The organism is Pseudaquabacterium rugosum (assembly GCF_038066575.1).
GTDB classification, from domain to species: Bacteria; Pseudomonadota; Gammaproteobacteria; order Burkholderiales; family Burkholderiaceae_C; genus Pseudaquabacterium; species Pseudaquabacterium rugosum.
This window is the reverse complement of sequence record NZ_JBBUTF010000021.1, coordinates 63,443-84,431: the sequence shown is the minus strand read 5'-3', so window position 1 is coordinate 84,431 and position 20,989 is coordinate 63,443. Positions and strand designations below refer to the sequence as shown.

The 20,989-nt window shown below is 71.6% G+C and carries 21 protein-coding genes; 11 read left to right on the top strand and 10 right to left on the bottom strand.

Annotated features, from left to right (window positions below):
* Positions 1–15: 15 nt before the first annotated feature.
* From AACH11_RS20120 to AACH11_RS20080, 9 genes are all read right to left on the bottom strand, one after another.
* Entirely contained in the window at positions 16–786 is a 771-nt protein-coding gene (locus tag AACH11_RS20120) for an SDR family oxidoreductase (protein ID WP_341376060.1), read from the bottom strand.
* A gap of 130 nt (positions 787–916) precedes the next feature.
* Positions 917–1,906: a sugar-binding transcriptional regulator gene (locus tag AACH11_RS20115; protein ID WP_341376059.1), complete on the bottom strand. Its 990-nt coding sequence runs from the start codon at positions 1,904–1,906 to the stop codon at positions 917–919.
* Between the two features lie 48 nt (positions 1,907–1,954).
* Positions 1,955–3,451, bottom strand: a complete 1,497-nt coding sequence (locus AACH11_RS20110; protein WP_341376058.1) for a sugar ABC transporter ATP-binding protein — start codon at positions 3,449–3,451, stop codon at positions 1,955–1,957.
* Between the two features lie 74 nt (positions 3,452–3,525).
* Positions 3,526–4,464, bottom strand: coding sequence for a sugar ABC transporter substrate-binding protein (locus AACH11_RS20105; protein ID WP_341376057.1), 939 nt, complete (start codon positions 4,462–4,464; stop codon positions 3,526–3,528).
* An 82-nt stretch (positions 4,465–4,546) separates the two neighbouring features.
* Positions 4,547–5,560, bottom strand: a complete 1,014-nt coding sequence (locus AACH11_RS20100) for an ABC transporter permease (RefSeq protein ID WP_341376056.1) — start codon at positions 5,558–5,560, stop codon at positions 4,547–4,549.
* Between the two features lie 56 nt (positions 5,561–5,616).
* Entirely contained in the window at positions 5,617–7,134 is a 1,518-nt protein-coding gene (locus AACH11_RS20095; RefSeq protein ID WP_341376055.1) for an FGGY family carbohydrate kinase, read from the bottom strand.
* Positions 7,135–7,175: 41 nt separating this feature from the next.
* Positions 7,176–8,132, bottom strand: a complete 957-nt coding sequence (locus AACH11_RS20090; RefSeq protein WP_341376054.1) for a transketolase family protein — start codon at positions 8,130–8,132, stop codon at positions 7,176–7,178.
* 7 nt (positions 8,133–8,139) lie between these two features.
* Entirely contained in the window at positions 8,140–9,051 is a 912-nt protein-coding gene (locus AACH11_RS20085; RefSeq protein ID WP_341376053.1) for a transketolase, read from the bottom strand.
* A gap of 102 nt (positions 9,052–9,153) precedes the next feature.
* The gene (locus tag AACH11_RS20080; protein WP_341376052.1) at positions 9,154–10,092 is read right to left on the bottom strand and encodes a LysR family transcriptional regulator; all 939 of its coding nucleotides are present in this window, start codon (positions 10,090–10,092) and stop codon (positions 9,154–9,156) included.
* A 273-nt stretch (positions 10,093–10,365) separates the two neighbouring features.
* On the opposite strand from AACH11_RS20080, the gene AACH11_RS20075 reads away from it, so the two are divergent.
* Genes AACH11_RS20075 through ttdB form a run of 3 tightly spaced genes read left to right on the top strand, consistent with a single transcriptional unit; the run spans position 10,366 to position 12,907 of the window.
* Positions 10,366–11,304: a tripartite tricarboxylate transporter substrate binding protein gene (locus AACH11_RS20075; protein WP_341376072.1), complete on the top strand. Its 939-nt coding sequence runs from the start codon at positions 10,366–10,368 to the stop codon at positions 11,302–11,304.
* Positions 11,305–11,351: 47 nt separating this feature from the next.
* Positions 11,352–12,263 (top strand): L(+)-tartrate dehydratase subunit alpha, encoded by a 912-nt coding sequence (gene ttdA / locus AACH11_RS20070; protein ID WP_341376051.1) that lies wholly within the window; start codon positions 11,352–11,354, stop codon positions 12,261–12,263.
* A 29-nt stretch (positions 12,264–12,292) separates the two neighbouring features.
* On the top strand, positions 12,293–12,907 hold the full coding sequence (gene ttdB / locus AACH11_RS20065) for a L(+)-tartrate dehydratase subunit beta (protein WP_341376050.1): 615 nt from the start codon (positions 12,293–12,295) through the stop codon (positions 12,905–12,907).
* A gap of 7 nt (positions 12,908–12,914) precedes the next feature.
* Here the strand turns inward: ttdB and AACH11_RS20060 are convergent, their stop codons facing one another.
* The gene (locus AACH11_RS20060) at positions 12,915–14,123 is read right to left on the bottom strand and encodes an aspartate transaminase (RefSeq protein ID WP_341376049.1); all 1,209 of its coding nucleotides are present in this window, start codon (positions 14,121–14,123) and stop codon (positions 12,915–12,917) included.
* Positions 14,124–14,258: 135 nt separating this feature from the next.
* Here AACH11_RS20060 and nac point away from each other — a divergent pair, with 135 nt between their 5' ends.
* From nac to AACH11_RS20020, 8 genes are all read left to right on the top strand, one after another.
* On the top strand, positions 14,259–15,176 hold the full coding sequence (gene nac, locus AACH11_RS20055; RefSeq protein ID WP_341376048.1) for a nitrogen assimilation transcriptional regulator NAC: 918 nt from the start codon (positions 14,259–14,261) through the stop codon (positions 15,174–15,176).
* A 145-nt stretch (positions 15,177–15,321) separates the two neighbouring features.
* Positions 15,322–15,993, top strand: a complete 672-nt coding sequence (locus tag AACH11_RS20050) for an RraA family protein (protein ID WP_341376047.1) — start codon at positions 15,322–15,324, stop codon at positions 15,991–15,993.
* Between the two features lie 109 nt (positions 15,994–16,102).
* Positions 16,103–16,606 carry an acetyl-CoA carboxylase biotin carboxyl carrier protein gene (locus AACH11_RS20045; protein ID WP_341376046.1) on the top strand — a complete coding sequence of 168 codons (504 nt, stop codon included), beginning with the start codon at positions 16,103–16,105 and terminating at the stop codon, positions 16,604–16,606.
* Positions 16,599–17,954 (top strand): acetyl-CoA carboxylase biotin carboxylase subunit, encoded by a 1,356-nt coding sequence (accC, locus tag AACH11_RS20040; RefSeq protein ID WP_341376045.1) that lies wholly within the window; start codon positions 16,599–16,601, stop codon positions 17,952–17,954. Before AACH11_RS20045 ends, accC begins: the two co-directional genes overlap by 8 nt.
* Positions 17,951–18,658 carry a 5-oxoprolinase subunit PxpB gene (gene pxpB, locus AACH11_RS20035; protein ID WP_341376044.1) on the top strand — a complete coding sequence of 236 codons (708 nt, stop codon included), beginning with the start codon at positions 17,951–17,953 and terminating at the stop codon, positions 18,656–18,658. The genes accC and pxpB overlap by 4 nt, the downstream gene beginning before the upstream one ends.
* Positions 18,655–19,662 carry a 5-oxoprolinase subunit C family protein gene (locus tag AACH11_RS20030; protein ID WP_341376043.1) on the top strand — a complete coding sequence of 336 codons (1,008 nt, stop codon included), beginning with the start codon at positions 18,655–18,657 and terminating at the stop codon, positions 19,660–19,662. The genes pxpB and AACH11_RS20030 overlap by 4 nt, the downstream gene beginning before the upstream one ends.
* Positions 19,659–20,177, top strand: coding sequence for an acetyl-CoA carboxylase biotin carboxyl carrier protein (locus AACH11_RS20025; protein ID WP_341376042.1), 519 nt, complete (start codon positions 19,659–19,661; stop codon positions 20,175–20,177). Before AACH11_RS20030 ends, AACH11_RS20025 begins: the two co-directional genes overlap by 4 nt.
* Complete coding sequence (locus AACH11_RS20020) at positions 20,174–20,971, top strand: LamB/YcsF family protein (protein ID WP_341376041.1); 798 nt, start codon at positions 20,174–20,176, stop codon at positions 20,969–20,971. The genes AACH11_RS20025 and AACH11_RS20020 overlap by 4 nt, the downstream gene beginning before the upstream one ends.
* Positions 20,972–20,989 lie beyond the last annotated feature (18 nt).

The following is a 20,989-nucleotide window of genomic DNA, read 5'->3' as shown; positions in this document are numbered from 1 at the left end:
CCGTTCTCCCGATGCTCACCAGCAGACGAAGCCGCCGTCGACGATCAGGTCGACGCCGGTGCAGAAGGACGCGGCCCGGCTGGCCAGGAACACGGCCGGCCCCACCATCTCGTCGGGTGAGGCCATACGGCCCATCGGGGTGTCCCGTTCGAAGATCTTGACCTGCTCGGCCACCTCGGGGCGCAGGTTCATCGGCGTGGCGGTGTAGCCCGGGCTGATGGTGTTGACGCGCACGCCGCGGTCGCTCCATTCCATCGCCAGGCTCTTGCTCATGTGGATGACGGCGGCCTTGCTGGCGTTGTAGTGCGCCTGCAGCAGCCCGCGGTTGACGATGCTGCCGGACATCGACGCGATGTTGATGATGCTGCCCTTCTTGCGCGGCAGCATCACGCGAGCCTGCGCCTGGCAGGACAGGAATACGCCGTCGACGTTGACCTTCATCACGCGCTGCCATTGCGCTTCGCCCATCTCCTCGGCGGCACAGGCGTTGGCGATGCCGGCGGCGTTGACGGCCACGCCGATGGCGCCCAGCTGCGCTTCGGCGGCGGACACCGCCTCGCCGATCTGCGCGGCCTCGGTCACGTCGGCCTGCAGAGCCAGCGCCCGACGGCCAGCCTGGCGGATCTGTGCCACGGTGTCGGTCAGGCCGGTGCTGCCACCTTGGTCGACGCAGGCGACATCGGCGCCTGCCTGGGCCAGGCCGATGGCGATGCGTTGGCCGATGCCGCTGCCGGCGCCGGTGACGAAGGCGATCTCGCCCTGCAGGGAAAAGAGGTTCAGGTTCATGGTGTCTCCTCTGGTGAAAGGTCAGGCGGACGCGCGCGCGTCCGCGCCACGCTTCAGCTTCGGGTGCTGGCGTGCGATCGTTGGGACAAGGGAGAGGGCCGGGCGGATGTCCGTGCCGGCCGCCATGGCGTCAGGGCTCTGCTTCGAGCCGTTCGGCCGTGGCCAGGTCGGTGATGAGGGTCGTCACCCAGCGGCCGCGCAAGGCGCCGCGGATGCCCTCGAACTTGCGCGGCCCGCCAGCCACGCCGATGCGCCGGCGCGTGCGCAGGATCTGATCGGCGCCGATGCCCAGCACGCGCTCGTCGAAAGGCGTGGCCAGATGTTTGCCCTGTGCGTCGTAGAAGCGCATGCAGACGTCGCCTACGGCTCCTGCTGCCTGCAGATCGGCCAGATCCTGATCGCTGAAAACGTTGCCGCTCTCGCGCAGCATGCGTGAGGGTGGAATGGCACCGACGCCCATCAGCAGGGCTGACAGATCGTCGAAACGTTCCAGCGCCTGGCGGCAGGCCGGGTCGGTCAGCATGGCGGCCTTGGCCTCCAGCGTGCCGATCACGCCGGGCGCCAGCATGAACACGGCCTCGCTGCGCGTCAGCTCGGCCAGCCGTTCGGTCAGCCGGGTGGCGAAGACCTGCGCGCTCGCCATGCCCAGACCGCCGACCACCTGAACGATCCGCTGCGTCTCCCCCGGAGAGCACGGACGCATCTGGTTGACGGCCGCCAGCAGTGCCGAGCTCCAGGAGGACACGCCTACGCTGCGGAAGCCCGGCAACATCAGTTCCAGGTAAGCCGCCACCGGCGTGGCCAGCACCTGGTTGAGCTGTTCGTTGCTCAGCGACTCGACGTCCGGCACCTCGACGACGATCACCTCGTCCAGGCCATAGCGCTGCTCCAGTGCCTGCTCCAGTCCGGCATGCACACCGGCCGGCACATGCACCGTGATCTTCACGATGCCCAGTTGCTCGGCCTGCTTGAGCAGGCGCGAGACACGGGTCTGCGTGATGCCCAGCTGTTCGGCGATCTGCACCTGGCCATGGCCGTGCTCGTAGTACAGGCTGGCCACGCGGGTGGTCAGCCGGATCTGGTCGGGGGTCGCGGAAGAGCGCAGTGAGGGTCGGGCCATGGCAGACGGGATTCTGGCAGCAGGTCGCCCGATGACGGTCCAATCGGCTCATGCGACGGCCAGCTCCATCACCCGGGCGCTGCTGGCCTGTTCGCGCGACAGCACGCCCTGGTTGCGGCCACGGGCCATGACCATCACCCGGTGCGACAGGCCCAGCACCTCGTCCAGGTCGGAGCTGACCACCACCACCGCCAGTCCGGCGCGGGCCATCTCGGCCACCACCTCGTAGATGGCGGCGCGGGCGCCGACGTCGATGCCGCGGGTGGGCTCGTCGAAGATGATCACCCGTGGCGAGCGGGCCAGCCACTTGGCGATCACCACCTTCTGCTGGTTGCCGCCCGACAGCGCGCCGGCGGCCTGCTGCGGCCGGCCCTTGACGCCCAGGCGCTGGATCAGCTGCTGGGCGAAGGACAGCGTGCGCTGCGGCCGCAGCCAGCCGCCGGGCGCGACCTGGTCGAGGTTGTTGTAGGCGATGTTGTCGGCGATGGAGTGCGGCAGCACCACACCGAGCGCCTTGCGGTCGTCGGGCACCAGCACCAGCTGGGCAGCGATGGCGTCGGCCGGCGAGCGCAGGCGCACGGCGTGGCCGTCGACCTCGACCGTACCGGTGGCCAGCGGGTCGACGCCGGCGATCGCCCGCACCACCTCGGTCCGCCCTGCGCCGACGATGCCAGCCAAGCCGAAGACCTCGCCGCTACGGACCTCGAAGCTGATGTCGCGGAAGCGTCCGTCAGGTGCGGCCAGGCCCTGCACGCGCAGTGCGACAGGTGCGTCGGTGGCCGGTGCGTCGATGTGCGGGAACAGGCGGTCGACACTGCGTCCCACCATGTCACGCACCAGCTGCGCGGGCGGCACCTGCGCATGATCGTGCGATGCCACCTGGCGGCCGTCGCGCAGCACGACGATGCGGTCGGCGATGCGGGCGATCTCGGCCAGTCGGTGGCTGACGTAGATGAAGGAGACGCCCTCGGCCTTCAGGCGGTGCACCTGCTCGAACAGGCGATCGGTTTCCTCGTCGCCGAGGGCGGCCGTCGGCTCGTCCAGGATCAGCAGCCGGGCCTCCAGCGTCAGCGCCTTGGCGATCTCGACCTGCTGCTGCTGTGCGATCGACAACGTGCCGACCTTGCGCAGCGGAGAGACCTGCAGACCCAGGCGCTGCAACTGCACGCCGGCGCGTTCGGCCATCGCTGCGCGGTCGACCCGGCCACCGCGCATCGGCCAGCGGCCGATGAAGATGTTCTCGGCAATGGTCAGCTCGGGCAGCAGGCGCATTTCCTGGTGGATGAGCCCGATGCCTGCGGCCAGCGCGTCGGCCGGCGAGCGCGGCGCATAGGTCCGACCGCGCCAGGCCATGCGTGCGCCGTCGTCGGGCTGCACCAGCCCGGCGATCACCGACGACAGCGTGGACTTGCCGGCACCGTTCTCGCCCAGCAGCGCCACCAGCTCGCCCGGTCGCACGTCCAGGTCGACACCACGCAGCACGTTGACGGTGCCGTAGGTCTTGCCGATGCCGCGCAGCACGAGGCCGTCGTGCTGCGCGGTCATGGGGCCTGCGGAGGATGCGGTCGGTGTGGACATGGTGTCGAAGGCGTGCTGTGGGGAGAGAGTGCCGGCGACCATCAGGGGTGGGCCTTCAGGAACTTGGCGACGTTGTCCTTGGTGGTCAGCACGCCGTCCTTGGGTTGGTCGGCCGGCGGCTTCTTGCCGGCCAGCAGGTCGGTCACGGCGTCCACCGCCATGCGACCCATCGTGAAGGTGGGCTGGGTGACGGTGGCGTCCAGGCCACCTCTCTGCACCGCTTTCAGCCCGCCGATGTCGCCGTCGTAGCCGACGACCCACACCTTGTGGCCCGGCTTGGCCAGCTTGACCGCCTGCGCCGCGCCGAGCGCGATGCCGTCGGCCTGGCCGAAGATGATGCTGACCGACGGATCACGCTGCAGCATGTCCTGGGCGATCTTGTTGCCCTCGTCGGCGGCCCAGCGCTCGGTGAACTGCTCCTGCGTGACCTTGATGCCGGGGCACTTGCTGATGCCCTCCATGAAGCCCTTGGTGCGGTCGATCTCGGGTGTCGTGCCCTTCTGGCCGTGGATGATCACGGCATTGCCCTTGCCGCCGGTCTGTTTGCAGACCCATTCGCCCAGCTCGCGGGTGGCCTTCAGCGATTCGCCGTGGATGAAGGTGTCGCCGGGCGCGCCATCGGCATTGCGGTCGACGTTGACCACCGGGATGCCGGCCGCACGGGCGGCCTTGACCGGCACGGCGGCAGCGGTCGCGCCGGCCGGGATGTAGATCAGGGCGTCGATCTTCTGCGTCAGCAGATCCTGGATCTGGTTGACCTGCGTGGTGGCGTCGCCCTTGGCGTCGACGGTGACCACGGTATAGCCCTTCTGCTTGCCGTAGGCCTCGATCGACTGCTTGATCATGTTGAAGAATTCGGCCTGCAGGTTGGCCACGGCCAGGCCGATCTTCTTGCCCTGACCTTGCGCCTGGGCGGCGCCGCTGAAGGCGATCGCGGCGGCGCCGGCGACGAGGGCTATCTTGTGGAAGGTGGTGCGCATCGTTGTCTCCTGGAATGATGTGAGGACGTGGTGGGAAATGGCGCCGATGGCGTCAGGGAAGAAACACGGGAAGCAGGTGGCCTCAGACCTTGCGCTTGTTCGCGTCGAGGGCGACCGCCAGCACGATGACCGCGCCGATGACGATCTGCTGGACGAAGGGCGAGACGCCCATCAGGTTCAGGCCGTTGCGCAGCACGCCGATCGTCAGCACGCCCATCAGCGTGCCCCAGATGGTGCCGACGCCGCCCGACAGGCTGGCCCCGCCGATCACCACCGCAGCGATGGTGTCGAGTTCGTAGCCGAGGCCGCCGCTGGGCTGCGACGAGTCCAGGCGGGTGGACATCACCACGCCGGCCAGGCCGGCCAGCATGCCGCACACGCCGTAGGTCCACAGCGTCACGCGCTTGACCGGGATGCCGGCCAGGCGGGCCACCTCGGCGCTGCCGCCGATGGCGTACAGCGATCGGCCGGCGGCGCGGTAGGTCATGAACAGGCTGGCGGCGATGGTCAGCAGGATGAACAGCAGCACCGTCACCGACAGGAAGCCCATGTGGCGGTTGATCGACAGGGCCGAGAACCAGTCGGGATAACCGACGATCTGCGTGCCGTCGGTGACCATGTTGGCCAAGCCGCGCCCGATGGACATGGTCGCCAGCGTGGCGATGAAGGGCGGCAGGTTGGCTCGAGTGATCAGCAGGCCCGAGCCCAGGCCGCAGGCCAGACCGACGATGAGGGCGGCCATCATCGCTAGTGGCATCGGGAGGCCCATCACGTTGGACAGCCAGCCCATCACCATCATCGACAGCGCCAGCACCGAGCCCACAGACAGGTCGATGCCGCCGGTGACGATGACCGCCGTCATGCCCAGGGCCATGATGCCCAGCACGGTGAGCTGGTCGATGACATTGAGCAGGTTGCGGATCGACCAGAAGGTGTCGGTGGCGAGCGCGAAGCCCAGGCACAGCACGACGAGGCTGATGGCCGGGACATGGCCTATTAGGTGATCGCGCCAGGCGAAGCCGGAGACCGGGTTGACGGATGTGGCCACCGGGGCCAGGCCGTCGGGGGAGGTGCTGTGAGAGGATGCGGTGGACATCGGGGATTCCAAGGGCGATGGTGGGCGGGGCGCGGCCCGCGGTGGCGTGCCGGGGCTCATCCGCGCAGGCGCGCCTGGGCGACGGCGCGGGCCCAGTGGCGGCGCGCGGTGGTGATCCGGGCGCGGGTGGCCGCGTCCTGGTCGGGGGCGGTGGTCTGCTGCTCGCGCGGCAGGGCCAGCACAGCCTCGGCGCTCCACAGACCGATGCCCAGGCCGGCGGCATGGGCCACGCCGAGTGCCGACAGCTCGGCATCGGCGCAGTAGACGACCGGGCGGTCGATGCAGCCGGCCAGCATGGCGCGCAGCGCCGCGTTGCGTGAGGGGCCGCCATCGACCCGCAGGCAGCCGATGCCGTCCACGCTGGCGTCCATGGCGGCCAGTACGTCGGCCACCTGGTGGGCGATGGCGTCGACCGCCGCGGCCAGCAGGGCGCCGCGATCGGTGGCCAGCGTCAGGCCGCTGATCAGGCCGACGGCGTGGCTGTCCCACCAGGGGGCGCCCAGTCCGGTGAAGCCGGGCACCAGGGCGAGGCCGGCGGCGCTGTGGCGGGCGGCGATCTCGGCGGCCTGTTCGCTGTCGAGGCCGAACAGATCGGCCGCCCAGCGCAAGGTGGCGCCGGCGGCGCGGATGTTGCCCTCCAGGGCCTGCACCGGACCGTGGTCGCCGCCCGGCGCGCCCAGATCCCAGGCGATGGTGCGACACAGGCCGGGGTGGGCGGCGCGGCTGCCATCCGTCAGGCCCATCACCGAGGAGCCGGTGCCCATGGTGGCCTTGACCTCGCCCGGGGCACGGGCACCGTGGGCGAACAGTGCGGCATGGGAGTCGGCCATCACCGCCGTCACCGGCACGCCGGCCAGGCGCGGATGCAGGGCACCGGCCTCGGCATGCGACCGGATCGAGGGCACCACACGCGGCAGGGCCGCTTCCGGAATGTCGAACAGCGCCAGCAGTTCCGCATCCCATGCGCCGCGCGCTACGTCCAGCAGCTGGGTGCGCGACGCATTGCCGGCCTCGATCACGCCCTCGGCGCCCAGCCGGGCCAGCACGAAGGCGTCCACCGTGCCCACGCACCAGGCGCCGGAGGCGGCCTGGGTGCGTTGCGGATCGATGCGGTCGAGCAGCCAGCGCAGCTTCAGGGCCGAGAACATCGGGTCGAGCGGCAGGCCCGAGCGGTCGCGCACGAAGGCCTCGACGCCCTCGCGGGCCGCCAGCGTGTCGCGCAGGGCCACGGTGCGCCGGTCCTGCCAGCTCAGCAGTGGCGTCAGCGCCTGTGCGTCGGCGCGCCGCCACACCAGCGCCGATTCGCGCTGCGTGCTCAGGCCCACGGCCCGGACCGGGACGTCCGGCGCCAGGGCCAGGCACTGCGCGACGGCCGAACGCACGCTGTCCCAGACGGCTTCGGCGTCCTGCTCGACCCAGCCGGGCTCGGGATAGCGCTCGCCGAGCGCGGCACTGGCCTTGGCCACGATGCGGCCATCATCGGCCACCAGCACGCACTTGGTGGCGCTGGTGCCCTGGTCGATGGCCAGCACGGCGACGGGCGTCGCGCGGCGGGCGGGGGGCGGTGTGGGCATGGTCGTCGCGTGGGTCTGGGCGAGGGAAGGGAGGGCGCTGCTCACCGTGCCGTGCCGGCCAGCAGTTCGCGGGCGGCGCGGGCGATGCCGTCGTCGGTGAGGCCGAAGTGCGCCAGCAGGAAGTTCGTGCTGCCGGTGGGTGCCAGCCGGTCCACGCCCAGCATGCGCATGGGCGTCGGGTGCTGCTGCGCCAGCAGTTCGGCCACGGCCGATCCCAGGCCGCCGTGCAGCACGCCTTCTTCCACCGTCACCAGGCCACGGGTCTGGCGGGCGGCGGTCAGCACCAGGGCCTCGTCCAGCGGCTTGACCGAGCAGGCGTTGATGACGCGGGCCTGCACGCCCTCGGCGGCCAGGTGGTCGGCTGCGGCCAGGGCGCGGGAGACCATCGTGCCGATGGCCAGCAGCGTCACGTCCGAGCCCTCGCGCAGCACATGGGCGTGACCGGGCGTGAAGGCGGTGTCGTCGGGCATCACCGCCGGCACCTTGTGACGGCCCACGCGCAAGAAGATCGGCTTCTCGGATGCGGCGGCGAAGCGCAGCACGGCACGGGTCTGCGCCGGGTCGGCCGGTACGGCGATGGTCAGGTCGCCGGTGGCGCGCATCCAGGCCAGATCCTCGATCGAGTGGTGGGTCGGCCCCAGTTCGCCGTAAGCCATGCCCGGGCTCATGCCGCACAGCACGACGGGGAAGCCGGCGTAGACGATGTCGGCCTTGATCTGCTCCAGCGCCCGGCCGGTCAGGAAGGGCGAGGCGGCGCAGACGAAAGGCTTGTAGCCGCCGTTGGCCAGGCCGGCGGCCACGCCGACCATGTTCTGCTCGGCGATGCCGACGTTGATCACGCGGTCCGGATAGGCCTTGCGGAAGCCGCCCAGATTGCTGGAGCCGACCGAGTCGTTGCACACGGCCACGATGCGTGGATCGGCCGCGGCCAGCGCGGTCAGTTCGTCCGCGAAGGCCTGGCGGCAGTCGAAGCCGACGGAGTTGTCTGCCTTGCTCATGGTGGGTTCACGCCTCGCCGAGTTCGGCCAGTGCGGCCTGGTATTGCGCGTCGCTGGGTACCTTGTGGTGCCACTCGACGCCGTTCTCCATGAAGGACACGCCCTTGCCCTTGACGGTGTGGGCGATCACCGCGCGGGGCTGGCCCGGATGCGGCGTGGTGAAGGCCTCGTACAGGGCCGCGGTGTCGTGTCCGTCGACCTCGTGCACCTGCCAGCCGAAGGCGCGCCACTTGTCGGCCAGCGGCTCCAGCGTGTTGGTCTCCTCGGTCGGCAGGCCTTGCTGCAGTCGGTTGCGGTCGACGATGGCCACCAAGTTGTCCAGCTTGCGATGGGCCGCGTACATCGCAGCCTCCCAGTTGCTGCCTTCCTGCAACTCACCGTCGCCGAGCACGACGTAGGTGCGCCAAGCCTGCCCCGCCATCTGCGCGGCCGTGGCGCAGCCCACGCCGACCGGAAGGCCGTGGCCGAGCGGGCCGGTGTTGGTCTCGACGCCCGGGATCTTGTTGCGGTTCGGGTGGCCGTTCAGCGGCGAGAGGTCAGCGGCGAAGTGCGCGAGCCGCTCGGCACTGAAGAAGCCGCAGGCCGCCAGCGTTCCGTAAAGCGCGGCTGCGCAGTGACCCTTGCTGAGAATGAAGCGATCGCGTTCCTCCCAGTCGGGACGCTGCGGATCCAGTGTCATGACGCCCTCGAACAGCGTGGTCAGGATGTCGGCCACTGACAGGTCGCCGCCCACATGACCCAGCCCTGCGGCATGGATGGTGTGCAGCACTTGCTGGCGCAGATGGCGTGCTGACCGGTCGAGCGCGGACTTGCGACTGGCTGCGTCGGCGCGGGCGAAGGTCTGGCGCCGGTCGCGCCAAGCGCTCAGCGCGTCGGCGTCCAGTCGAAGCGGGGCCGCTGGGTGTTCGGTTGTTTGCATATTTATGCGTTAGTGAATCAATAGGCTTAAGTTTAGGCCTGACGCGCTCCTCGCCTGCATTCGGGGTTACCCGGGTGAGCGGCGTCGCGTGCGGCTCTCCGTTCACCCTGGCCCGGATATCGCCGGCCGCATCTCCTGCGCCAGGAAGTCCACGAAGGCCCGCACCCGCGCCGCCAGCTGGTGCCGCTGCGGATAGACGGCATGGATGTCGGCGTCGGGCGTGTGGTGTTGCGGCAGCACCTGCACCAGGCGGCCGCTGGCCAGGTGGCGGGCGATGTCCCATTCGGCGCGCATCACGATGCCCAGGCCGTCGAGGGCCCAGGCCACGGCGATCTCGCCGTCGTTGGTGGTCAGGTTGCCGCGGGTCTTGACGGTGTGGGTGGTGGCGTTGCGGCCGCGGCCGCTGCTCAGGCGCCAGACGCCGTAGGCCTCCTCGCCCTGGCGGATGCCGATGCAGTTGTGACGCGTCAGGTCCTCGGGCACCTTGGGTTCGCCGTGGCGTGCGAGGTAGGCCGGCGCCGCGCACAGCAGGCGCCGGTTGGCGGCGATCGGGCGGGCGATCACGCGCGCGTCCGGCGGCGCGCCGAAGCGGATGCAGACGTCGAAGGCATCGTCGGTCAGCGGCGGCGGGTTGACCGACAGCTGCAGCTGGATGTCGACCTGAGGGTGCTGCCGCACGAAGCGCGCGATCAGCGGGGCGACGTGGCTGCGGCCGAAGCCGAGCGTGGCGTTGACGCGCAGCAGGCCCTGCGGCGTGGCGCCGGCCGTGCCCAGCAGCCGGGCCACGTCGTCGATCTCGCCCAGGATGCGGCGGGCGTGGCCCAGCAGCAGCTCGCCCTCGGGCGTCAGGCTCATGCGGCGGGTGCTGCGCAGCACCAGCGGCAGGCCGATGCGGGCCTCCATCTGCGCCAGGTGCTTGCTGACGGCCGGCGTGGTCACGCCGAGCTCGCGTGCGGCCGCGCTCAGGCTGCCGGCGCCACCCAGCACGCTGAAGAAGGCCAGGTCGGTGGGCGCGAGGCCGTGGGGTGGGCGTGGGCTCATGGGGCGCTCAGGGTGCGTGGCGGGGGCTGGGCGAGGGGTCAGGCCAGGCCGCCGGATTGTTGAATCGAGGTTAACAGCGGATTGAATCTGACGGTGATCGCGTCGCGGGCTTCACTTCTACAGTGCGTCCACACCGCTCGACGAAGCACCCAGGAGACACCGATGAACGCCGCCCGCCGCCGCCCGGCCCCTCTTCCACAACCGTCCGCCGGCCCGGCCGGCGGCGCACAGGCGCCCCGGCGCCGTCTGCTGCAGGCCTGTGCCGCGTCCGCGATGCTGGGCGCCGCCGCGCTGGCGCTGCCGGCGTCGGCCCAGACCTGGCCCGCCAAGCCGGTCAGCCTGATCGTGCCCTTCCCGGCCGGCGGCACCACCGATGTGCTGGCCCGCGCCCTGTCCGATCGCCTGGCGCAGAGCCTGGGGCAGGCGGTGATCGTCGAGAACAAGCCGGGTGCCGGTGCGACGCTGGGGGCCGACTACGTGGCCAAGTCCAGGCCGGACGGTCACACGCTGCTGATCGGTGCGGTGCACCACACGATCGCGCCGTCGGTCTACCGCAAGCTGCCCTACGACTTCCAGAAGGATCTGGCGCCGGTCACCGAGATCGCGCTGGTGCCCAACGTCCTGGTCGTCAATGCCACCACGCCGGTGCGCAGCGTGGCCGAGCTGGTGGCGATGCTCAAGGCCCAGCCCGGGGCCCACAACTTCGGCTCCAACGGCAACGGCACGGCCCAGCACCTGATCGGCACCCAGTTCGAGAACATGACGGGCACGCAGTTCAGCCACATCCCCTACAAGGGCAGCGGGCCCCTGGCCACCGATCTGCTGGGCGGCCAGATCCTGATGTCCTTCGACACCGTCACGCCGGTGCTGCCCCACATCAAGGCCGGCAAACTGAGGGCCCTGGCGGTCACCACCGCCCGGCGCTCGTCGGCCCTGCCCGAGGTGCCGACGCTGGACGAGGCCGGCCTCAAGGGCTTCGCCATCGGCACCTGGTTCGGCGTGTTGGCCCCCGCGGCCACGCCCAAGGAGATCGTGGCGCGGCTCAACACCGAGCTGGTGCGCATCATCCAGTCGCCGGACTTCCGCAAGCGCATGGCCGAGATCGGCGCCGAGCCCATCGGCAACACGCCCGAGCAGATGGCCGCGCAGATCCGCAGCGAGACCGACAAGTTCGCGCGTCTGGTCAAGGACGCCAAGGTCGTCATCGAGTGACCGCTCCCTCCCCCTTTCTCTCCCCAGCCCTCCGCACGGACACCCCCATGCAGACCTCCGAAGACCGCCGCGCCGATGTCGCGCGCCTGACCGACGTGATGTGGAAGTTCACGTCCTACATCGGCAAGCGCCTGCCGACCGACGTGACCCACAAGCTGGCCGACCTGCGCCAGGCCGAGACCCATCCGCTGGCCAAGGCCGTCTACCAGTCGATGAAGGACAACCAGGAGGCCGCCGACCGGCTGGACCGCCCGAGTTGCCAGGACACCGGCGTGGTGCAGTACTTCATCACCGCCGGCGCCCGATTTCCGCTGTTGGGCGAGCTGGAGGAGATCCTGGCCGCCGCGACGAAGGAGGCCACCATCCGCGGCCCGCTGCGCCACAACGCGGTCGAGACCTTCGACGAGAAGAACACCGGCACCAACACCGGCAGCAAGATCCCCTGGCTGGACTGGGAGATCGACCCCAAGAGCGATGACTGCATCATCGACGTCTACATGGCCGGCGGTGGCTGCACGCTGCCCGGCGCGGCCAAGGTGCTGATGCCGGGCGAGGGCTACGAGGGCGTGGCCGAGTTCGTGTTCGACGTCATCACCCAGCGCGGCGTCAATGCCTGCCCGCCGATGCTGGTCGGCGTGGGCGTGTCGACCTCGGCCGAGACGGCGGCGCGGCTGTCGAAGAAGGCCATCCTGCGGCCGGTGGACTCGCGCCATCCGAACCCCAACGCGGCGCTGATGGAGGACCTGCTGGAGCAGGGCCTCAACGAGGTCGGCCTCGGCCCGCAGGGCCTGACGGGCAATGCGAGCGTCATGGGCGTCAACATCGAATCATCCGCCCGCCATCCGTCGACCATCGGCGTGGCGGTGTCCACCGGCTGCTGGGCGCACCGGCGCGGCCGCATCCGCATCCAGGCGGACCTGTCCTGGGAGATCCTGTCGCATGAAGGAGTGGTGCTGTGAACACCGGAGCCGAGACCCGCGAGACCCCCGTGAGCCAGAAGAAGATCCTGACCACGCCGATCAGGGACGAGGACCTGGCCGACCTGAAGATCGGTGACGTCGTCTACCTGACCGGCACCCTGGTGACCTGCCGTGACGTGGCCCACCGCCGCCTGATCGAGCTCGGCCGCGAGCTGCCGGTGGACCTGCAGGGCGGCGCCATCTTCCACGCCGGACCGATCGTCAGGCAGAAGGACGACGGCAGCTACGAGATGGTCTCCATCGGCCCGACGACGAGCATGCGCATGGAGAAGTTCGAGCGCGAGTTCATCGCGCGCACCGGCGTCAAGCTGGTCGTCGGCAAGGGCGGCATGGGCACCGAGACGGCCGCCGGCTGCATCGAGAACAAGGCGGTGCACGCGATCTTCCCGGGCGGCTGCGCGGTGCTGGCGGCCACGCAGGTCGAGGCGATCGAGGATGCGCAGTGGAAGGACCTGGGCATGCCCGAGACGCTGTGGGTCAACCGCGTGCGCGAGTTCGGCCCGCTGATCATCTCGATCGACACCCAGGGCCGCAACCTGATCGACGAGAACAAGGCCCGCTTCGCCGAGAAGAAGAAGCCCATCCTGCAGAAGATCAACGAGCAGGTGCGCTTCATCAAGTGAGGCCGGCTCAGGCCAGGGCGGCCACCGCCCGGGCCATGCGCCGGCAGCCTTCGTCCAGCACGTCCTGCGACGTGGCGATGGACAGGCGGAAGTAGGGCGACAGGCCATAGGCCGTGCCGGCCACCGCGGCCACGCCCTCGCTGTCGAGCAGGTACAGCACCACGTCGCCGTCGGTCTCCAGCACGCGGCCGTCGGGCGCGCGGCGGCCGATCAGGCCGGCGCAGTTGACGTACAGGTAGAAGGCGCCGTCGGGGGCGCGGCAGCTCAGGCCGGGGATGGCGTTGATCGCCGCCAGCGTGCGGTCGCGGCGCTGGCGGTAGACGGCCACGCTGTCGCGCACGAAGCCCTGGTCGCCGTCCATCGCGGCCGCGGCGGCGGCCTGGCTGACCGCGCAGCAGCTGCCGGTGGACTGCGACAGCAGCTTGTCCAGCGCCTGGATGTAGGCCTTGGGGCCGGCCACCCAGCCGATGCGCCAGCCGGTCATCGCATAGGTCTTGGACACGCCGTTGACGATCAGCGTGCGCGCGCGCAGCTCGGGCGCGGCCTCCAGCAGGTGCACGGTGCGGCTGTCGTCGAAGCGGATGTGCTCGTAGATGTCGTCGGTCATCACCTGCACGTGCGGGTGCAGGGCCAGCACGGCGGCCAGCGCGCGGTACTCGTCGGCGGTGTAGGCCGCGCCGGTGGGGTTGCTGGGCGAGTTGATCAGCAGCCAGCGCGTGCGCGGCGTGATGGCCGCGGCCAGCTGGGCCGGCGTGAGCTTGAAGCCGTCGGCCTCGGGGCAGGCCACGGTGACGGGCGTGCCGTCGCAGGCCAGCACCATGTCCGGGTAGGACACCCAGTAGGGCGCCGGGATGATGACCTCGTCGCCGGCCTCCAGCGTGGCGGCGAACAGGCTGTAGATCGCGCTCTTGGCCCCGCTGGTGACGATCACCTCGTCCAGACCGTAGGCCAGCTGGTTCTCGCGTTCGAGCTTGGCCACGATGGCCTTGCGCACCTCGGGCGTGCCGGTCATCAGCGTGTAGCGCGTGGCGCCGCGGTTCATCGCCTGTGCGGCAGCCTCGCGGATGTGGGCGGGCGTGTCGAAGTCGGGCTCGCCGACGACGAGGTTGACGATGGAGCGTCCCTGGCGGCGCAACTCGTTGGCGCGGTCGGCGGCCGAGGTGCTGGGCGAGGGCTTGATGCGACGCAGTCGCGAGGCGAAGACGGGGGCGCTCATGGGACGTTCGGTACTCGCCGCGGGTGGGCGAGGCAGCTGCACGGGCCTCCACGGTAGGCAAAGCCGGCGGCCGAGGCCAAGACGGCTTTGCTCTGCCTCGATAGGCAAGTCTTATGGATGCGAGACAATCCGCCGATGAACCTGCGGCGCCTGAAGTACTTCGTCAAGATCGTCGATGTGGGCAGCCTGACGCAGGCGGCCGACCTGCTGCACATCGCCCAGCCGGCGCTCAGCCAGCAGCTGGCCACGCTGGAGGGCGAGGTGCGCCAGCAGCTGCTGCTGCGCACCAAGCGCGGCGTGACGCCGACCGAGGCCGGCAAGGTGCTCTACCGCCACGCGCAGCTGATCCTGCGCCAGTGCGACCAGGCGGTGACCGACATGCACGCGGCCAGCCGCGGCCTGTCGGGCTCGGTGTCGATCGGCCTGGCGCCCGGTACCCTGGCCGCCACGCTGGCGCTGCCGCTGCTGCGCACGCTGCGCACCCGGCATCCGGGCATCGTGCCCTATCTGAACGAGAACTACGGCACCACGCTGTCGGAGCTGATCATGAACGGCCGCATGGATCTGGCCGTGATCTACGGCGGTCGCAGCGCGGTGCACGGGCTGAGCTTTCTGCCGCTGCTGCGGGAGTCGCTGGTCCTGGTCGGCCCGCAGGGCCTGGAGTGCCCGGGCGAGGCGGTGCCGCTGGCCGCCGTCGCCGGCTACGAGCTCTACCTGCCGCGCGCCTACAACTACATGCGCAAGCTGGTCGACGAGGCCTGCGCCAGCATCGGCATCACGCCGCGCGTGGTGGCCGAGATCGAATCGGTGAGCACGCTGGCGGCCGTCATCGGTGACGGCCTGGGCGCCACGCTGGTGCCGACCTCGCTGGCGCGCCAGCTGGTGGTCGAGGCCGGCGCCTGGCAGGCCCGCATCATCGATCCGGTGATCGAGGCGCCGCTGGTGCTGTGCCAGTCCGATCACCTGCCGCTGTCCGAGCCGGCCCAGGCGGCCAAGGAGATCCTGCTGGAGCTGGTGGCCGGCATTCCGGGGGCCGCGGTGGCGGCCGTCTGAGGCGGCAGGCCGCCGCTGGGCGGCGGTCTTCGGCATAAGCGTCTCTTATCCCGGAATACGCAATCGGTCTTTGTCTGCCCGGGCGGCGCTGCCTACGCTGCACGGCATCGGCGGCACGGATGCCGCTGTCAGCACAAGGATCCCGATGAGCACCTTCGGCGCCCGCCGTCTCGCTTCCGCCCCGCAGGCCGATGCCGGTCATCTCGAACGCCTGCGTCGCATCGCCGTGGCCCTGCTCAGCGACAACCTGCACCGCGGCACCGGCAGCATCGGCCTGCAGGCCTTCCACAAGCCCGGCGGGCTGACGATGGTCGGCACCGCGGTGACGGTGCGCTCGCGCGGCGGCGACAACCTGACCACGCTGCGGGCCTTCGACTTCTGCCGTCCCGGCGACGTGATGGTCATCGACGCGGCCGGCGACCTGAACAACGCCGTGCTCGGCGGCATCATGTCGGCCGGCGCGGCGATGCTGGGCCTCTCGGGCCTGGTGATCGACGGCGCGATCCGCGACAGCGCCGAGATCGGCGAGCGCGACTTCCCGGTCTACGCCCGCGGCGTGAGCCACCGCGGCCCCTACAAGAACGGCCCCGGCGAGATCAACGTGCCGGTGTGCGTCGGCGGCATGGTGGTCAACCCCGGCGACATCATCGTCGGCGACCGCGACGGCCTGCTGGCCTTCCCGCCGTCGGAGGCCGCCGCGCTGATCGAGGCCGCGCTGGCCCAGCAGGCCAAGGAGGAGGCGCAGATGGCCGAGATCGCCGCCGGCCGCTGGGACCGCTCCTTCGTCGCCGCGCTGGAAGCGAAGTCCATCAACTGAGGCGGGGCGCGCCGGCCCCGCGGTCGCCGCGGGCGGGCCCGGCCCGTGGTCGCGTCCGCCGCGCATCCCTCTTTTCCCGTCTCCTCGCTTTTCCGTCCAGCACGCTGCCATGACGCCCGAACAGATCCAGGCCTTCATCGACGCGATGGCCCGCAGCGACCTCACCGAGCTCGAAGTCCATCATGCGGGCTGGCGCCTGCGGCTCGCCCGGGCGGGCGCCGCCGGTACGGCCATGCCGGTCGCCCGCGCGCCGGCCGGGGCGCCGACTTCGGCGTCGCCGGTGTCGGCCACGTCGGCCGCGGTCGTCCCGGCGGCAGGCGCCGCCCCGGCCGTCCCGTCGTCCGCGCCGGCGCGCACCACCGCCCCGCACGAGGTCCAGGCCCCGCTCTACGGCGTCGTCCATCTGCAGGCCGCGCCCGGCGCCGAGCCCTTCGTGCAGCCGGGCCAGGCCGTGGCCGTCGGCCAGCTGCTGTGCTCGATCGAGGCGATGAAGGTCTTCAACGAGGTGCGGGCCGAATGCGCCGGCACGCTGCAGGCGGTGCTGGTGGCCAGCGGCACCGAGGTCGAGGCCGGCCAGGCCCTGATGCGCATCGCGCCGTCCACCGATGTTTGACACCGTCCTGATCGCCAACCGCGGCGAGATCGCGCTGCGCGTGCTGCGGGCCTGCCGCGTGCTGGGCCTGCGCGTGGTCTGCGTGCATTCCGAGGCCGACCGCGGTGCGCCCTGGCTGGCCCAGGCCGACGAGGCCATCTGCATCGGGCCGGCGCCTGCGTCCCGCAGTTATCTCGATCCCGCCGCCATCCTGGCCGCGGCCGAGCGCAGCGGCGCCGGTGCCATCCACCCCGGCTACGGCTTCCTGTCGGAGAACGCCGGCTTCGTCGAGCGTGTCGAGCGGGCCGGCCTGCGCTTCATCGGCCCGTCGGCGGCCTGCATCCGCACCATGGGCGACAAGGTCTCGGCCAAACGCGCGATGCGTGCGGCCGGCGTGCCCTGCGTGCCCGGCCCCGACGCCGGTCTGCCCGAGGACCCGCAGGCCCTGCTGGCGCTGGCCGAAGCGATCGGCTGGCCGGTGATCGTCAAGGCCGCTGGCGGCGGCGGCGGCCGTGGCATGCGCGTGGTGCGCACGCCCGACGAGCTCGCCCCCGCGCTGGCGCTGACCCGCGAGGAAGCCCGCCGCGCCTTCGGCAACCCCGAGGTCTACATCGAGAAATTCCTGCTGCACCCGCGCCACGTCGAGATCCAGGTGCTGGCCGACGCCCATGGCCACGCGGTGTGGCTGGGCGCGCGCGACTGCTCGCTGCAGCGCCGCCACCAGAAGGTGATCGAGGAGGCGCCGGCCCCGGGCATCGATCCGGCCGCGCTGGCCGAGGTCGGCGCGCGCTGCGCCGCGGCCTGCGCGCAGATCGGCTACGTCGGCGTCGGCACCTTCGAGTTCCTGTACGAGGACGGCGCCTTCTTCTTCATCGAGATGAACACCCGGCTGCAGGTCGAGCACCCGGTGACCGAGCTGACCGCGGGCCTGGACATCGTCGAGCAGCAGATCCGCGTGGCCCGCGGCGAGCCGCTGGCCTTCGGCCAGGCCGACGTGCGCTGCCAGGGCCATGCCTTCGAGTGCCGCATCAATGCCGAGGACCCGCGGACCTTCCGCCCCAGCCCGGGCCGCATCAGCGCCTGGCATGCGCCGGGTGGCTGGGGCGTGCGGGTCGACAGCCATGCCTGCGCCGGCTACGTGGTGCCGCCGCACTACGACTCGATGATCGGCAAGCTGATCGTCCACGGCCGTGACCGCGCCGATGCGCTGAACCGCCTGGGCGTGGCGCTGGCCGAGATGCGCGTCGAGGGCATCGCCACCAACCTGCCGCTGCACCGCGCGCTGGCCGCCGATGCGGGCTTCGCCGCCGGCGGCGTCGACATCCACTACCTGGAGCGCTGGCTGGACCAGCGCCACACCCCCGCATGAGCCCCGTGAGCGCCGCCGCGGCCCCGCCGCGTGCCGACCTGCCCGCCACCGACGCGCCCCTGATCAGCCTGCTGGGCAGCCGCGCGCTGCTGTTCGAGACCGCCGGCCAGGCGATGACGCTGCACGACCAGCAGCGCATCTGGAGCCTGACCCATGAGGTCGAGCGTTGGCCCGAGGTGCTGGAGGCGGTGCCCGGCATGAACAACCTGATGCTGGTCTTCGCCCGCCCGCCGCAGGACATCGAGGCCCTGCGCGAGCGCCTGCGCCAGGCCTGGGCCGCGGCCGCGCCCACCGTGCTGCAGGGCCGCGTGGTCGAGCTGCCGGTGGTCTACGGCGGCGAGGGCGGCCCGCACCTGGCCGACGTGGTGGCCCACACGCGGCTGAGCATCGACGAGATCGTCGAGCGCCACAGCGCGCCGGTCTACCCGGTCTATGCCCTGGGCAGCCATCCCGGCTACTGCTATCTGGGCGGCATGGACGAGCGCATCGCCACGCCGCGCCGGCGCCAGCCGGTGCTCAGCATCCCGGGCGGTGCGGTGTCGATCGGTGGCTTCCAGACCGGCGTCTCGGCCTCGGCCGGGCCCAGCGGCTGGAACACCATCGGCTGCACCGACATGGTGTTCTTCGATCCGCGGCGCGAGCCCCCGGTGCTGCTGCAGCCGGGCGACGCGATCCGCTTCCGTGTCGAGAAGGTGATCCGATGATCGAGATCCTGACCGCCGGGGCCATGACCACCGTGCAGGACACGGGCCGCCAGGGTGCGCTGCGCTGGGGCGTGGGCACGGCCGGTGCCATGGACCCGCTGGCGCTGGAAGTCGGCAACCGGCTGCTGGGCAATGCGCCCGATGCGGCGGCCGTCGAGGTGCAGGTGTTCCCGTTCAAGGCCCGCTTCAACCGCGACGGCGTGTTCGCGCTGACCGGGGCCGACACCGGCGCCCGGCTCGACGGCGAGCCGCTGCTGCCCTGGGCCCGCCACCGCGTCCGCGCCGGCCAGGTGCTGACGCTGGACCTGCCGCGCCCGGGCCCGCACCGTCAGGCCCGCGCCTGCCTGTGCCTGCCCGGCGGCATCGACGTCGCGCCGGTGCTGGGCTCGCGCAGCACGCAGCTGCGCGGCGCTTTCGGCGGCTGGCAGGGCCGGCCGCTGCGCGCCGGTGATGTGCTGCCGGCGGCGGCCACCGACGCCGCGCTGGCCGAGGCGCTGGACCGCTGGAGCCCGCTGGCCGTGGTGCCGCCGGTCATCGCCCTGCCGCAGTCGTGCGACGGGCACGCGGCCATCCGCGTCCTGCCTGCCGCCGAACATGAGGCCTATGACGACGACAGCCGCGCCGCCTTCTGGCAACAGACCTGGAAGATCACCCCGCAGAGCGACCGTTATGGCTACCGCCTGGCCGGCGAGCAGGCGCTGCGCCTGTCGCGGCCGCTGGAGATGCGCTCGCACGGCATCGTGCCCGGCGTGATCCAGGTGCCGCCCGACGGCCAACCCATCGTGCAGATGCGCGATGCCCAGCCCAGCGGCGGCTATCCCAAGATCGGCGCCGTCATCGAGCCCGACCTCTGGCGCCTGGGCCAGGCGCCGATCGGCTCGCGCGTGCGCTTCGTCCAGGTCGACTGGGACGAGGCGGTGGCCGCCGAGCGCGCGCTGCGCGCCTGGCTGGACGGCGTGGCCGACCGCGTCGCGCTCTACGCGACGCTGAAGGGGGCCGCATGACGCCCGCCGCCTGGATCCCGCTGCTGACCGCATGGCTGGCGGGCACCGATCTTGCAAACCTTGATCTTGAGGGGCCTGACGGCCTGCGGCTGCACCTGGTGCGTGCGCCCCAGGGCACGGCCGCCGCCGGCACCGTGCTCTGCCTGGCCGACGAGGCTGCGGCGCCCACCACGGCGCCGCAGGCGGCCGCGGTGGACGGCACCACGCTGCGCGCCGGTGCGGCCGGCGTGCTGCGGCGCGTGCATCCGCTGCAGACCGCACCGCTGGTGCAGCCCGGGCAGGCCGTGCAGGCCGGCCAGGTGCTGGCCCTGCTGCAGCTCGGCAGCCTGCTGCTGCCGGTGTGCGCGCCGTGCGCGGCCACCGTCGAGGCCTGGTGCTGCGACGACGGCCAGCCGGTGGAGTGGGGCCAGGCCCTGCTGCGCTGGCGGCCGCTGGTGGTCGAGCCGCCGGACGCCGCATCCGACCCCGTGCCTTCCCTCGCCGACGCACGCGCCCCGGGCGCCCCCACCGCATGAACGACATCGATCTGAACGCCGACCTCGGCGAAGGCTACGGTCCCTGGCGCATGGGCGAGGACGAGGCGCTGCTGCAGGTCGTCAGCTCGGCCAACATCGCCTGCGGCTTCCACGCGGGCGATCCGGTCATCATGGACCGCACGGTGCGCCAGGCCGCGGCCCGCGGCATCGACATCGGCGCCCACGTCGGCTTCCCCGACCGGCAGGGCTTCGGCCGCCGCGTGATGCAGATCGATGCCGGCGAGCTGGCCTCGATGGTGGTCTACCAGCTCGGCGCGCTGGCCGGCATCGCGCGGGCCGCCGGCTGCCGCATGACGCACATGAGCTTCCACGGCGCGCTCGGCAATCTGGCCGCGGCCGATGCCGCGCTGGCCGATCCGCTGGTGCGGGCGGTGGCCGACTTCGATCCGGCCCTGATCATCAGTTCGTCGGCCAGCGCCGCCATCGAGGGCGCGGCCGCGCGCCACGGCCTGGCGCTGGCCTCGACCTTTCTCGCCGACCGCGCCTGTGACGAGCAGGGCCTGCTGGTGCCGCGCCGCCTGGCCGGCGCGGTGATCCATGATGAGGCGCAGGTGCTGGCGCGGGTGCGTCAGCTGCTGCGCGAGGGCACCGTCACGACCCACGGTGGTGCGGTGATCCCGCTGCGGGCGCAGCAGATCCTGGTGCATGGCGACACGCCCGGCGCGCTGGCCCTGGCCCGTGCCATCCGCGCCGAGATCGAATTCGGTGGCGCGCGCGTGCGCCCGGTCTCCGCGCTGCTGGCCGACCGCCTGGTGTCGAGCGCCCACGGATAAGACAAGCTTATCGCCGCA

What these genes read in the sequence shown, in the direction of transcription:
- AACH11_RS20085 (WP_341376053.1), bottom strand. Translation starts at nt 9,051, where the DNA reads ATGCAAACAACCGAACACCCAGCGGCCCCGCTTCGACTGGACGCCGAC.
- AACH11_RS20120 (WP_341376060.1), bottom strand. Translation starts at nt 786, where the DNA reads ATGAACCTGAACCTCTTTTCCCTGCAGGGCGAGATCGCCTTCGTCACC.
- AACH11_RS20045 (WP_341376046.1), top strand. Translation starts at nt 16,103, where the DNA reads ATGACGCCCGAACAGATCCAGGCCTTCATCGACGCGATGGCCCGCAGC.
- AACH11_RS20020 (WP_341376041.1), top strand. Translation starts at nt 20,174, where the DNA reads ATGAACGACATCGATCTGAACGCCGACCTCGGCGAAGGCTACGGTCCC.
- nac (WP_341376048.1), top strand. Translation starts at nt 14,259, where the DNA reads ATGAACCTGCGGCGCCTGAAGTACTTCGTCAAGATCGTCGATGTGGGC.
- AACH11_RS20105 (WP_341376057.1), bottom strand. Translation starts at nt 4,464, where the DNA reads ATGCGCACCACCTTCCACAAGATAGCCCTCGTCGCCGGCGCCGCCGCG.
- AACH11_RS20050 (WP_341376047.1), top strand. Translation starts at nt 15,322, where the DNA reads ATGAGCACCTTCGGCGCCCGCCGTCTCGCTTCCGCCCCGCAGGCCGAT.
- accC (WP_341376045.1), top strand. Translation starts at nt 16,599, where the DNA reads ATGTTTGACACCGTCCTGATCGCCAACCGCGGCGAGATCGCGCTGCGC.
- AACH11_RS20100 (WP_341376056.1), bottom strand. Translation starts at nt 5,560, where the DNA reads ATGTCCACCGCATCCTCTCACAGCACCTCCCCCGACGGCCTGGCCCCG.
- AACH11_RS20095 (WP_341376055.1), bottom strand. Translation starts at nt 7,134, where the DNA reads ATGCCCACACCGCCCCCCGCCCGCCGCGCGACGCCCGTCGCCGTGCTG.
- AACH11_RS20025 (WP_341376042.1), top strand. Translation starts at nt 19,659, where the DNA reads ATGACGCCCGCCGCCTGGATCCCGCTGCTGACCGCATGGCTGGCGGGC.
- AACH11_RS20115 (WP_341376059.1), bottom strand. Translation starts at nt 1,906, where the DNA reads ATGGCCCGACCCTCACTGCGCTCTTCCGCGACCCCCGACCAGATCCGG.
- pxpB (WP_341376044.1), top strand. Translation starts at nt 17,951, where the DNA reads ATGAGCCCCGTGAGCGCCGCCGCGGCCCCGCCGCGTGCCGACCTGCCC.
- AACH11_RS20090 (WP_341376054.1), bottom strand. Translation starts at nt 8,132, where the DNA reads ATGAGCAAGGCAGACAACTCCGTCGGCTTCGACTGCCGCCAGGCCTTC.
- AACH11_RS20110 (WP_341376058.1), bottom strand. Translation starts at nt 3,451, where the DNA reads ATGACCGCGCAGCACGACGGCCTCGTGCTGCGCGGCATCGGCAAGACC.
- ttdA (WP_341376051.1), top strand. Translation starts at nt 11,352, where the DNA reads ATGCAGACCTCCGAAGACCGCCGCGCCGATGTCGCGCGCCTGACCGAC.
- AACH11_RS20030 (WP_341376043.1), top strand. Translation starts at nt 18,655, where the DNA reads ATGATCGAGATCCTGACCGCCGGGGCCATGACCACCGTGCAGGACACG.
- AACH11_RS20060 (WP_341376049.1), bottom strand. Translation starts at nt 14,123, where the DNA reads ATGAGCGCCCCCGTCTTCGCCTCGCGACTGCGTCGCATCAAGCCCTCG.
- AACH11_RS20075 (WP_341376072.1), top strand. Translation starts at nt 10,366, where the DNA reads ATGCTGGGCGCCGCCGCGCTGGCGCTGCCGGCGTCGGCCCAGACCTGG.
- AACH11_RS20080 (WP_341376052.1), bottom strand. Translation starts at nt 10,092, where the DNA reads ATGAGCCCACGCCCACCCCACGGCCTCGCGCCCACCGACCTGGCCTTC.